At 45.3% G+C, this 13,493-nt stretch carries 10 protein-coding genes; 3 read left to right on the top strand and 7 right to left on the bottom strand.

Going from position 1 to position 13,493, the window contains the following annotated elements; translation table 11 throughout:
• Positions 1 to 142: 142 nt before the first annotated feature.
• On the top strand, positions 143 to 1,951 hold the full coding sequence (gene recQ / locus HC965_RS00050; protein ID WP_191029507.1) for a DNA helicase RecQ: 1,809 nt from the start codon (positions 143 to 145) through the stop codon (positions 1,949 to 1,951).
• 227 nt (positions 1,952 to 2,178) lie between these two features.
• Here recQ and HC965_RS00045 read toward each other — a convergent pair whose 3' ends face one another.
• Together HC965_RS00045 and cysK are read right to left on the bottom strand one after the other, a co-directional pair.
• Entirely contained in the window at positions 2,179 to 2,997 is an 819-nt protein-coding gene (locus tag HC965_RS00045) for a lipopolysaccharide assembly protein LapB (RefSeq protein WP_191029506.1), read from the bottom strand.
• 23 nt (positions 2,998 to 3,020) lie between these two features.
• A complete protein-coding gene (cysK, locus tag HC965_RS00040) occupies positions 3,021 to 3,971 on the bottom strand; it encodes a cysteine synthase A (protein ID WP_191029505.1) in 951 nt (316 codons plus the stop codon).
• Between the two features lie 131 nt (positions 3,972 to 4,102).
• Between cysK and HC965_RS00035 the strand changes: the two genes are divergently transcribed.
• Together HC965_RS00035 and HC965_RS00030 are read left to right on the top strand one after the other, a co-directional pair.
• Positions 4,103 to 5,938 (top strand): LTA synthase family protein, encoded by a 1,836-nt coding sequence (locus tag HC965_RS00035; RefSeq protein ID WP_191029504.1) that lies wholly within the window; start codon positions 4,103 to 4,105, stop codon positions 5,936 to 5,938.
• Between the two features lie 96 nt (positions 5,939 to 6,034).
• On the top strand, positions 6,035 to 6,724 hold the full coding sequence (locus tag HC965_RS00030; RefSeq protein WP_191030023.1) for a phosphatase PAP2 family protein: 690 nt from the start codon (positions 6,035 to 6,037) through the stop codon (positions 6,722 to 6,724).
• Positions 6,725 to 6,817: 93 nt separating this feature from the next.
• Here the strand turns inward: HC965_RS00030 and leuB are convergent, their stop codons facing one another.
• The 5 genes from leuB to HC965_RS00005 form a co-directional block, all read right to left on the bottom strand.
• The gene (leuB, locus tag HC965_RS00025) at positions 6,818 to 7,879 is read right to left on the bottom strand and encodes a 3-isopropylmalate dehydrogenase (protein ID WP_191029503.1); all 1,062 of its coding nucleotides are present in this window, start codon (positions 7,877 to 7,879) and stop codon (positions 6,818 to 6,820) included.
• A gap of 88 nt (positions 7,880 to 7,967) precedes the next feature.
• Entirely contained in the window at positions 7,968 to 9,518 is a 1,551-nt protein-coding gene (locus tag HC965_RS00020) for an alpha-isopropylmalate synthase regulatory domain-containing protein (RefSeq protein ID WP_191029502.1), read from the bottom strand.
• Complete coding sequence (gene leuD, locus HC965_RS00015; protein WP_073342741.1) at positions 9,500 to 10,096, bottom strand: 3-isopropylmalate dehydratase small subunit; 597 nt, start codon at positions 10,094 to 10,096, stop codon at positions 9,500 to 9,502. Before leuD ends, HC965_RS00020 begins: the two co-directional genes overlap by 19 nt.
• 42 nt (positions 10,097 to 10,138) lie before the next feature.
• Positions 10,139 to 11,533, bottom strand: a complete 1,395-nt coding sequence (gene leuC / locus HC965_RS00010; protein ID WP_191029501.1) for a 3-isopropylmalate dehydratase large subunit — start codon at positions 11,531 to 11,533, stop codon at positions 10,139 to 10,141.
• Between the two features lie 70 nt (positions 11,534 to 11,603).
• Complete coding sequence (locus HC965_RS00005) at positions 11,604 to 13,100, bottom strand: 2-isopropylmalate synthase (protein WP_191029500.1); 1,497 nt, start codon at positions 13,098 to 13,100, stop codon at positions 11,604 to 11,606.
• Between the last annotated feature and the right edge of the window lie 393 nt (positions 13,101 to 13,493).

Here is a 13,493-nt window from a genome sequence, read left to right as displayed (position 1 = left end):
CAAAAACCTTGAAAAAGAGGGAATAAGCTCGAATAATAAGAAACTTTAACCTTTTTATATTTCATCTCGGAAACTGAAATCTACACATTGCGGAAATTGCGAAAGAAAAACGTACCTTTGCAGCAAGATTAAAATGGCATCCATGAGAGAAACTCTGAAGAAATATTTCGGATACGATAGTTTCCGTCCCCTGCAAGAAGATATCATCCGCCACATCCTCAACAAGAAGGATGCATTAGTGCTAATGCCCACTGGCGGGGGAAAATCAATCTGTTACCAGCTCCCTGCCCTGCTCTGCGAAGGTACTGCCGTCGTAGTGTCGCCGCTGATTTCATTAATGAAAGATCAGGTGGAAGCATTGTTGGCAAACGGAGTCGCTGCCGGAGCATTGAACAGCAGTAATGACGAAACAGAAAACGCCAACCTGCGCCGTGCTTGCATCGAGGGACGTTTGAAGCTGCTTTACATTTCACCGGAGAAATTGCTGGCAGAAAAAGACTATTTATTGCGAGATATGCATATTTCCCTGTTCGCTATTGATGAAGCGCACTGTATTTCGCAATGGGGACACGATTTTCGACCGGAGTACACTCAAATGGGGGTACTTCATCAACAATTCCCGCAAGTGCCGATTGTTGCCCTGACTGCCACCGCAGATAAAATCACCCGCGGGGACATTGTCCGCCAACTCCATCTTATCGAGCCCCGCACTTTTATATCTTCTTTCGACCGACCTAATATCAGCCTGACAGTAAAACGCGGTTTCCAGGCAAAGGAAAAGAATAAAGCTATCCTCGATTTTATCCATCGGCACGAGGGAACAAGCGGAATCATTTACTGCATGAGCAGAAGCAAGACGGAGGCGGTAGCCCAAATGTTGCAGAAGCAGGGGATTCGTTGCGGGGTTTATCACGCCGGATTGTCTACGCAGCAACGGGATGGGACGCAGGATGATTTCATCAATGACCGGATTCAGGTGGTATGTGCCACGATTGCTTTCGGCATGGGTATCGACAAGTCGAATGTCCGCTGGGTTATCCACTATAACCTTCCTAAAAGCATAGAGAGCTTTTATCAGGAGATAGGACGTGCCGGACGGGACGGTCTGCCAAGCGACACCGTCTTGTTTTACTCATTGGGCGACTTGATATTGCTGACTAAGTTTGCCACGGAAAGCAACCAGCAGAGCATCAACCTGGAAAAGCTCCAACGTATGCAGCAGTATTCGGAAGCGGATATTTGCCGGAGACGAATCCTGCTAAGTTATTTCGGAGAAACGACTACCGAAGATTGCGGAAACTGTGATGTCTGCAAAAATCCTCCTCAACGATTTGACGGGACGGTTATCGTGCAGAAAGCATTAAGCGCCATCGCACGTGCAGAACAGCAAATCAGCACAGGATTGCTGATTGACATTCTGCGCGGGAATTACTCGGCGGAAGTGACCGGAAAAGGATACCAGGAACTTAAAACATTCGGTGCAGGGCGAGATATTCCACCTCGCGACTGGCAGGATTATCTGCTTCAAATGCTCCAGTTGGGCTACTTCGAGATAGCTTATAATGAGAATAATCACCTCAAAATCACGTCAAGCGGAAGCGATATACTTTTCGGTAGAACACAAGCGACACTGGTGGTTATCCACCACGAAGAAGCTGCCACTCCCAAAGGAAAAAAGAAGAAGGTGGTTATCGCCAAAGAACTTCCCTTCGGTGTGGCAGGCGGCGAAAGCGAGGATTTGTTCGAAGCATTGCGCGGATTACGAAAACAGCTTGCCGACCAGGAAGCTTTGCCCGCTTATATTGTCTTGTCGGACAAGGTGTTGCATCTGCTTAGTATTTCACGCCCCACTACCATTGAAAATTTCGGTTCAATCAGCGGTATCGGAGAATATAAGAAAAAGAAATATGGAAAAGACTTCGTTAATCTGATTAGGCAGTTCGTTGAATAAAAGAGATTCTTTGATAGCATATATTAGTAAGTCACATAGTATATATTAGTGAGCCGCTTTACTAATCAGTATTCGTTCCACAGTGGTTATCTTTAAGTTCCACCTATGTTTCCCTTTAGTTCCACATAGGTAGAACTAAAGGGAAACATAGGTGGAACGAACCCATTCTTATAATAAAGGGCTTTCCTTTATGCTAATCGGGAATATATAATTGCTCAATTATGGCTTTACTTGCACTGTTGAAGTTGTTGGTGCAAATCAGCAGGCGGAACTCCTAAAGAGATGGCTTTCTCAAAATCAGTTTTTGCCAATGCTTTCTTCTTTTGAGCCAGATAGATATTTCCACGCAACAGATAAGCATCTGCCGATGACGGATTCAGCCGGATAGCTTCTTCCAAATCCACCAATGCCAAATCGTCGTGTTTCATCTCACGCTCCACATCGGCACGGGCGACATAAAGTATTGCGTCGTCGGGACTTTCCACAATCATCTTGTTCAGAATATCAAGAGCTTCACGAAACTTTCCTTCTTTCTGTTCAAGGGTAGCCAGTCCTAAACGGCCGCTGTAACTCTGCGGGTCAATCTCCAGCAAACGGTTATAGTCTATCCGCGCAGCCGGATAATCCCTGCGAACTACATAAATATAAGCACGCATCAACAATGCTTCTTTGTTCTGTTTATCCTCATCAAGCACCTGACAGTAATCCGTGTAAGCACGGTCTGTCTTTCCCATCTCCATATAAATGGCAGCACGGTCAAGAAGAATAGGCACTGCCAACGGAGCAAAGTTCAAGGCAAACGAATACGATTCCAAAGCCTTGTCGAACTCTCCCAGCCGACGCTGCACCAATCCTAAATTAGAAAAGAGTAGGGCGTTCTTTGCATTTTTCGGCTCTAGTTTCAATGCCTGAAGCAGAAGTTTTTCAGCTTGGGGAAGACTGTCCTTCTCGATGCATTCGATTGCTTTTTCTGACAACTGTTGATAGGTCTGCGCACAAATGGCAACCGGAAAACAAAAGAGCAATGCTATAATAATTCTTATCATATAGTTCGGGTATAATTAATGAATCAATCCAACGGATACGCGTCAAATGCAAACAACTCGGTAGACAAATAACGCTCTCCCGTATCAGGTAACAACGCTACGATTTTTTTGTTCTGAAACTCGGGACGCTCTGCCAACTGGCGGGCTGCATATACTGCCGCACCCGAAGAAATGCCTGCCAGCAAACCTTCCGTTGCCGATAATTCACGTCCGGCACGAATCGCTTCATCATCGGGCACACCAATCACTTCATCCACCACAGATGCATCATATAACTTCGGAATAAAGTTCGCCCCGATTCCCTGAATACGATGCGGAGCTGCCTGTCCGCCTGCCAGTATAGGAGACGACGACGGTTCCACCGCTACTATATAAACATCCGGATTGTGTTTCTTCAACGCACGAGCTACACCGCAAACAGTTCCTCCTGTACCGACTCCGGCAACAAAAACCGCTACTTCACCGTCCGTATCCCGCCATATTTCTTCACCCGTCGTACGTTCGTGGGCGGCAGCATTGGCAGGATTTTCAAACTGTTGCAAAATCACCGAACCGGGAATACTATCGCGCAACTCCTCCGCCTTGGCAATAGAAGCAGTCATCCCACCCAATCCGTCCGTCAGTACAATTTCAGCGCCGAGTGCCTTTAACAGATTCCGACGTTCCAGGCTCATCGTTTCAGGCATAGTCAATATCAGATGATACCCTTTAATGGTAGCCACCATTGCCAGTCCGACACCGGTATTTCCACTTGTCGGTTCAATAATTGTTGCGCCGGGTTTCAACGCTCCGCGTGCTTCAGCATCTTCAATCATCGAAAGAGCCACCCTGTCTTTTACGCTTCCAGCCGGATTGAAAGACTCCAGTTTGGCAATTATATTTTGTTTCAGACCATACTTTTCGCTATAACCGGAAAGTTCCATCAAAGGGGTATTCCCCACTAAATCTGTTAGTTTCTTTGCAATCTTAGCCATTTCATTACTTAATTTTTGTCACATTTAGGGCAAAGATATGGAAAAAAAGGTATGTTTTACATCACATCATAAGAAAGATAAGGAAAAGTATAGTAACTTTGTATCCGTTCAATCTTTTTAAGTTTACATATATGAAAAAGAGAATTATACAATTTCTCACGACCTATTTTTTGTTTGTCCTTCTGTTTGTTCTTCAAAAACCTATCTTCATGGTTTACTACCATGAATTATATAGCGGTGTGTCCTTCGGCGATTATTTCAGTGTCATGTGGCACGGACTGCCTTTGGATTTTTCACTCGCCGGCTACCTCACCGCCATTCCGGGACTTATACTCATAGCTTCCGCCTGGACAAAATCATCCATACTCCGGCGCATCCGGCAAGTCTACTTCGGAATAATCGCTTTCGTCATGGCTTGCATCTTTATCGTTGACCTCGGATTGTACGGTTTTTGGGGATTCCGCCTGGATGCCACCCCTATTTTCTATTTCTTCTCTTCGCCCAAAGACGCCATGGCAAGTGTCAGCTTTTGGTTTGTCCTGTTAGGCATACTGGCGATGCTTATCTACGCCGCCCTCTTATACTATATATTCTATATGGTGCTCATCCGCGAAAGAAAACCATTGAAGATACCCTATCGGCGACAAAATGTCTCTCTCGCACTTCTGTTGCTGACAGCCGCCCTCTTTATTCCTATCCGCGGCGGTTTCACCGTATCGACCATGAATTTGAGCAAAGTATATTTCAGCCAGGACCAGCGGATGAACCATGCTGCCATCAATCCGGCATTCAGCTTCATGTACTCCGCTACTCATCAGACCAATTTCGACAAGCAATTCCGCTTCATGGATCCGAAAGTGGCGGACGAACTATTTGCAACCATGCTCGACAAGCCCGTCACAGCCACAGACAGCATCCCGCAATTATTGAATACCCAACGCCCGAATATCGTCTTTATCATTCTCGAAAGTTTCTCCACACACTTGATGGAAACTTTCGGCGGACAGCCCAATGTTGCTGTCAACATGGATAAATTCGCAAAAGAAGGCATCTTATTCAGTAACTTCTATGCCAGCAGTTTCCGTACCGACCGCGGACTGGCATCCATCATTAGTGCTTATCCCGGACAGCCGAGTACCAGCATCATGAAGTATCCCGAAAAGACGGATAAACTTCCTTCCATCCCGCGCAGCCTGAAAAATGCCGGATATAGTTTAGATTATTATTACGGCGGAGACGCAGACTTTACGAATATGCGCTCTTATCTGATATCTTCCGGCATCGAAAAGATTATTTGCGATAAAGATTTCCCTTTGTCCGAACGCACCGGAAAATGGGGGGCACAGGATCATGTCCTGTTCCAACGGCTTATGAAAGACATTAAAGAAGAAAAGCAACAGGAACCTTTCCTGAAACTCGTTCAGACCTCAAGCAGTCACGAGCCGTTCGAAGTGCCGTTCCACAGGCTTGACGATAAAGTGCTCAATGCGTTTGCATATGCAGACAGTTGCGTGGGTGATTTTGTAAAGCAGTATAAGGAGACACCGCTATGGAAGAATACGCTGTTTGTACTTGTTCCCGACCATCAGGGCGCCTATCCTTATCCGATAGAAAATCCATTGGACGGCCAAACTATTCCGCTGATTATGTTCGGCGGAGCAGTCAAAGAGCCCCGTGTCATAGATACCTATGCTTCACAAATCGACATTGCCGCCACCCTGCTTTCACAGCTAGGATTGCCGCACGATGAATTTACCTTCAGCAAGGATATTATGAATCCGGCATCCCCGCATTTCGGATATTTCACCCGCCCGAATTTCTTTGGTATGGTGACTCCCGAAAATCAATTGGTGTATAACTTGGATGCCAACACCGTACAACTCGACGAAGGTACAGAAAAAGGAGCGAACCTGGAAAAAGGAAAAGCCTTCCTGCAAAAGCTCTACGATGATCTTGCCAAGAGATAAGACCGGGCATTACAGAAGATTTATAAGGTAATATAGGACAATTTCCTATTCTTTATTGTATATTTGCTGCGTTAAAAAATAGAACAATAAAGAATGATGGTAAATACAGACATCGTCAAATTCCTGTCAGAGATAGATACCAGTATCTTTCTGTCTTTCAATGGTATCCACTCCCCTTTTTGGGATTACTTTATGACTTCCTTCACCGGAAAGATTATTTGGGTACCTATGTACGCAACCATCTTGTATATCCTGCTAAAGAACTTTCACTGGAAAGCGGTAATTTGTTATGTGGCGGCTATCGCTCTCACTATCACTTTCGCCGATCAAATGTGCAGTAGTCTTATTCGCCCGGTTGTAGCAAGACTTCGCCCTGCCAACCTCGAAAACCCGATTGTGGATATGGTATATATCGTTAATGGTTATCGTGGCGGAAGTTACGGTTTCCCGTCATGCCATGCCGCCAATTCATTCGGTCTTGCCATGTATGTGCTCTTCACATTCCGCAAACGCTGGCTGAGTATTTTCATTGTAACATGGGCTATCCTCAATTGCTATACCCGCATCTACCTGGGCGTACATTATCCCGGCGACTTACTTGTCGGCGGTATTATCGGCGGATTCGGCGGATGGATGTTCAGTGCTCTTGCTCATAAGGCAGCCGCTTATATAGAACCGTCTACCCGTATAAGAAGAAATGAAATAAAACAGTCGTCAATCACGATTTACGTAGGATTGCTGACAGTGCTCGGTATTCTTATCTATTCCACGATTAAAAGCTGGTAAAAAGCAAACCATTGAGTTTTCTTAAAATTATAAAAGCCTGGCGCCGTTTCCGATGCCAGGCTTTATATATTATCAGTTTATTATCAGCGTTTATCAAGCCTTCTTGATATAGTCAGCAATCCATTGTCCAACTTCTTTCGTTCCGTATTTTTCACCATCGGCAACCTGGATTTCCGGTGTACGTACGTTTGCGTCCAAAGAAGCGTCTACCGCTTTGCGAATCAACGCGCCTTCTTCTTTCAGGTCGAAATATTCGAACAACATAGCTACGGAAAGAATCTGTGCCAACGGATTAGCAATGTTCAACCCCTTAGCCTGCGGCCATGAACCGTGAATCGGTTCGAATACCGGAGTACTCTCTCCTGTAGAAGCAGAAGGAAGCAATCCCATAGAGCCACTGATTACCGAACCTTCATCTGTCAGGATATCACCGAATGTATTTTCAGTAACCATCACGTCGAAGAATGCCGGTTCCTGAATCATCTTCATGGCAGCATTATCCACAAACATATAGTCAGTCGTTACTTCCGGGTAATTAGGAGCCATTTCCTGTGCAATCTGACGCCACAGACGGGAAGAAGCAAGGACATTCGCCTTATCTACCACTGTCAGGTGTTTTCTGCGTTTCATTGCATATTCGAAAGCCACTTTGAGGATACGTTCGATTTCAGGGCGGGTATAATAGTTGGTATCATAAGCCTTGTCGTTATCCTGGTATTTTTCACCGAAATACATACCACCGGTCAGTTCGCGGATACAGATAAAATCGGCATTCTCTACCAGTTCCGCACGCAACGGAGATTTGTGAATCAGGCATTTGAATGTCTGTACGGGGCGGATATTAGCAAAAAGTCCCAGTTTCTTACGCATCGCCAGCAGACCTTGTTCAGGACGTACCTTAGCAGTAGGGTCATTATCAAATTTCGGGTCGCCTACGGCAGAGAACAGTACAGCGTCCGCATCCTTACAAACCTGATAGGTTGCTTCCGGGAACGGGTCGCCTACTTTATCAATCGCATCGGCACCACAGATGGCGTGTTCGTAACTTACTTTGTGACCAAACTTTTCGCAAACGGCACTCATTACCTCTACACCTTGCACTGAGATTTCCGGTCCGATACCGTCGCCTGCTAATACAGCAATTTTAAAATCCATGTTATTTAATGTTTAGTTTATTAGTGATTAGTGATTAACCGAAGACCGTAGTATAATTCACTCTCCATTAATCACTAATCGATAATCATTAATCGTTATTCTTCTCGTATTCATCTTCTATGAGATTCAGCATCTTCATAGTAGCTTTGATGGCAGCTTCCGTCTGGTCGGCATCCAGTCCACGGGTACGGAACACCTGTTCGTCATAGCTCCATGTGATTACCGTCTGCACAAACGCATCCGTACGTCCGCCAGGCGGGATGGTTACCGCATAATTGGTCAGCATCGGGAATTTACGTCCCAGTGTCACCTTATATATCTTACGCAATGCACGGACAAAAGCATCATACTGACCGTCTCCACCCGAACTTTCTTCGTATTCTTTTCCGTTGATTTCTATCTTCAACGTTGCCATCGGCTTCAAGCCATGAGCGAGATTTACGAAATAACTCTTCAGTCTGACCTTCTCGCCTATCGAACCATGTTTCAATACATCAGAAACAATGTACGGCAAATCTTCCTGCGTCACCAGTTCTTTCTTGTCGCCCAGTTCGATAATGCGTTCCGTCACCTTGCGCATGGAATCTTCGTCCAGTTGCAGTCCGAGGTCTTCGAGGTTCTTGCGGATATTCGCCTTGCCACTTGTCTTGCCCAACGCATATTCGCGCTTACGCCCGAACCGCTCGGGAAGCAAGTCATTGCAATACAGGTTATTTTTATTGTCACCGTCGGCATGCACGCCCGCCACTTGCGTAAAGACATTCTCGCCCACAATCGGCTTATTGGCAGGTATCATGATACCCGAATATGACTCAACCACCCGACTGACATCGTTCAAACGGCTTTCGTCGATATTGGTCACCGCATTGAAATGATCTTTCAGAATAGCCTGTACACTTGCGAGAGGAGCATTGCCCGCCCGTTCGCCCAGTCCGTTGATGGTAGTATGCAATCCTTTGACACCGCTCAATACCGCTGCCAGCACATTGCTCACCGCCAAATCATAATCATTGTGCGCATGGAAATCGAAATGAGTATTCGGATAACGTTTCTTCATCTTCCGCATATACTCTATTACCTGCAACGGATTCAGGACTCCCAACGTATCGGGCAGCATGAAACGCTTGATACTCGTTTCCTTCAATCCGTCCACCAACTGGAATACATATTCGGGAGAATCTTTTATGCCGTTACTCCAGTCTTCCAGATAGACATTGACGGTTATATCCTGCTCGTCGGCATAGTGCACCACGTCGATAACGTCCGCCAAATGTTCTTCCGGTGTCTTTTTCAGTTGTTGCGTACAATGCTTCAGCGAACCTTTGCAAAGGAGATTAATCACACGGCAACCGGCACTCTGTATCCAGTCTACCGAAGTGTGGCCGTCTACAAATCCCAGCACCTCCACTTTTTGGAGCAGATTGCGCCGGGCTGCCCAGTCACAAATCATCTTCACGGCTTCAAACTCGCCTTCCGATACTCGTGCCGAGGCAACCTCTACCCGGTCTACCTTCAAATCTTCCAATAGCAAACGGGCGATCATTAGCTTCTCATGAGGCACAAAAGATACTCCGCTGGTTTGTTCACCATCACGGAGCGTTGTGTCCATGACTTCTATTTTCACGCCTTCTTTTCCCATTCTTCTATTTTGTCTTTATTGCTTAGCAGGAAATCTATATCGTCCAATCCGTTCATCAAACAATGTTTCTTGTAAGCATTGATTTCGAAATGTTCACTTTTACCTGTCGCCTTGTTGGTGATGGTCTGTTCGGGAAGGTTCACTTCCACTTCCATCTTCGGATCCGCTTCAATCGAATCGAACAGTTCTTGCAGGAATTCTTCGGTAACAACCACCGGAAGCACAAAGTTGTTCAACTCGTTGTTTTTATGAATATCGGCAAAGAAACTGGATACCACCACACGGAAGCCATATCCGGCAATCGCCCAGGCTGCGTGTTCGCGGCTCGAACCCGAACCGAAATTCTTTCCTGCCACTAATACCTGTCCGCTGTACGTAGGATTATTCAACACAAAATCCTGATTCAGAGAACCGTCGGCATTGTAACGCCAGTCACGGAAAAGGTTATCACCAAAGAATTTCTCTTCACGAGTAGTTGCTTTCAGGAAACGAGCCGGAATAATCTGGTCGGTATCTACATTTTCTAAAGGCAGGGGTACACAAGTACTTGTTATGATATTAAATTTTGTCTTAGCCATCTGTTTATTTACTATTTAAATATTTACGATTTACGATTGAAATCACATCAATTCCCTCGGATCGGTAATCACACCTGTCACCGCAGCCGCAGCCGCTACCAGCGGACTAGCCAACAATGTACGTGCACCCGGTCCCTGGCGACCTTCAAAGTTACGGTTGCTGGTAGATACCGAATATTTGCCGGCAGGAATCTTATCATCATTCATCGCCAGACAAGCAGAACATCCCGGCTGACGGATAGCAAAACCTGCTTCAGTCAGTATCTTGTCAATGCCTTCCTTACGAATCTGCGCATCTACCATCCAGGAACCCGGAACCAGCCATGCGATTACGTTATCCGCTTTCTTGCGACCTTTCACAAGAGAAGCAAATGCACGGAAATCTTCAATACGACCGTTTGTACAAGCACCCAGGAATACATAGTCAATCTTCTTGCCCAGTAAAGACTCACCCGGCTCGAATCCCATATAATCCAATGATTTCTTGAAAGAAACCTGTGCGGCTTCGCCCATTCCTTCAGTAGTAGGGATATGCTGAGTGATACCCATACCCATTCCCGGATTAGTTCCGTAGGTAATCATCGGCTCGATATCAGCTGCGTCAAAGCGTACTTCCTTATCGAATACGGCATCATCATCACTCTTCAGTGTTTTCCAGTGTGCCAAAGCTTTTTCCCACTCTTCTCCTTTCGGAGCATTCTCACGACCTTTGATATATTCAAAAGTCGCTTCATCAGGAGCAACCATACCACCACGTGCACCCATTTCGATAGAAAGGTTACAGAGCGTAAGGCGTCCTTCCATAGTCATGTTGCGGATAACCGAACCTGCATATTCTACAAAGTATCCGGTAGCGCCACTGGTAGTCATCTTGGACATCATATACAGAGCCACATCTTTTGCAGTCACACCTTTACCCAGTTCACCATTCACAGTGATACGCATCGTTTTCGGTCTTGACTGAAGGATACATTGCGAAGCCAGTACCATTTCCACTTCACTCGTTCCGATACCGAAAGCAATCGCTCCCATGGCACCATGAGTAGAAGTATGGGAGTCACCGCAAACAATGGTCATTCCCGGCAAAGTCAGACCGCGCTCCGGGCCTACCACATGGATAATACCATTCTTCGGATGCATCATGCCGTAATGTGTCAGGCCGAAATCCTTAGCATTCTGCGTCAGAGTATCCACTTGTGTCTTGGAGATAGCATCTTCAATCGGTTTATCCTGATCGTGAGTCGGCGTATTGTGGTCGGGCATACAGAATACCTTTTCCGGACGTAACACCCCGATTCCACGTTCGCGCAATCCGGCAAAGGCTTGCGGGCTTGTTACTTCATGACAATATAGACGATCAATGTAAAGCTGTGTAGGGCCATCTTCCACGGTAGTCACCACATGGGCATCCCATATCTTATCAAATAATGTATTCATCTGTTTATTTACTATTTTACTAATTACTATTTTCTTTTTTAACCGGCTTATCTACTTCCAAGCCTGCTTTTTACGAATTGAATTTGTTGATACAGTCGATATAGGCTTCTACTGAAGCGGCAATAATATCCGTATTTGCGCCGAAACCATAATAAACCTGGTTATCGTATTCCACCTGCATATGAACTTTACCTACATCATCACTTCCCTTGCTAATGGCCTGAATAGTAAATTCTTTCAGCGTCATGTGGCGGTCTACAATCTTCTTCAATGCCTTGATAGCTGCATCTACCGGACCGTTACCGCTGGCACAACCTTCAAACTTCTCACCGGCAATATTCAATCCCAGGCTGGCTACGGAACGAACACCGACACCACTCGTCACTTGCAGGTATTCCAGTTTGATGCGGTGGTTCTGGCTACGGTCTGCACCTGCCAATACCAAAATATCATCATCGTTAATATCCTTCTTCTTATCTGCCAACTTCAAGAACTCTTCGTAAACCTTGTCCAGTTTTTCCTGGTCTAACTCAACACCCAGGATAGTCAGGCGGTTCTTCAAAGCGGCACGTCCGCTACGGGCAGTCAATACGATTGAGTTGTCGTCAATGCCCACATCGTGCGGATCGATAATCTCATACGTCTGTACATTCTTCAACACACCATCCTGATGGATACCCGAAGAGTGGGCAAAGGCATTGCGACCTACGATAGCCTTATTCGGCTGTACCGGCATATTCATCAAGCTGGATACCATGCGGCTGGTCGGATAAATCTTCTGTGTATTGATATTAGTTTGAATGTCAATTTCGTGGTGGCTCTTGATAATCATTGCAATTTCTTCGAGCGCAGTATTTCCGGCACGTTCGCCGATACCGTTGATGGTAACTTCCACCTGGCGTGCGCCATTCAAAACACCTGCAATCGTATTGGCAGTAGCCATACCCAAGTCATTGTGGCAGTGAGTGGAAAGGATTGCATTTTCAACGCCGTCTACATGGTCTATCAAGTATTTAATCTTAGCGCCATATTCCGAAGGCAAGCAATAACCAGTCGTATCTGGTATATTGACTACCGTAGCTCCTGCCTTGATAACAGCTTCTACTACACGCGCCAAATATTCGTTGTCCGTACGACCGGCATCTTCCGCATAGAACTCTACATCGTCTACAAAACGACGGGCATATTTCACAGCAGCTACCGCACGTTCGATAATTTCTTCACGATTCGAGTTGAACTTATATTTAATGTGTGAATCGGAAGTGCCGATACCTGTATGAATACGTTTATGCTTTGCAAATCTCAACGCATCGACAGCTACATCAATATCTTTTTGAACGGCACGGGTCAGAGCACAGATAGTAGGCCAAGTCACCGCTTTCGAAATTTCAATCACTGAATTAAAGTCACCCGGGCTTGAAATGGGAAATCCGGCTTCAATCACGTCTACCCCCAGTAGTTCCAATGCCTTTGCTACCTGAATCTTTTCCACTGTATTCAACTGGCATCCCGGAACCTGTTCGCCATCCCTAAGGGTGGTATCAAAAATAAATAACCTATTGTCCATATTCTTTTTATATTATGTAATTATTAGCATTAAAAAAAGCCTTTCACACTTGGAAGTGAGAAAGGCTTTCGTATATCTTCATTTATACACACTTACGCGCAGCACTCACTTCCACTAACCTTTGATAGTAGAATAATAATACCGCATAGTAGAATATGTATAAACATTTGATTCATTTCTTGTCTCTTTTTATAGTTTGACGGTGCAAAGGTATGGATTATTTCGTTACCACCAAATAAAACGTTACTTTTTTATCGAATAAAATTTCATTTCATAAGTTAAACCCGAATATTAGCTAAAATATATCACGAATAGAGAGACATATTCCATTAAATCGAGTAGGAGGAAAATAAAAGTAGTTTTCTTCCTACTTTCATTTTCCGACCTCTCACA

The organism is Bacteroides sp. GM023, assembly GCF_014750685.1.
In the GTDB taxonomy this organism is placed as follows: domain Bacteria; phylum Bacteroidota; class Bacteroidia; order Bacteroidales; family Bacteroidaceae; genus Bacteroides.
Note: the sequence above shows the minus strand (reverse complement) of the source record. Positions and strands in the feature narration are given on the sequence as shown.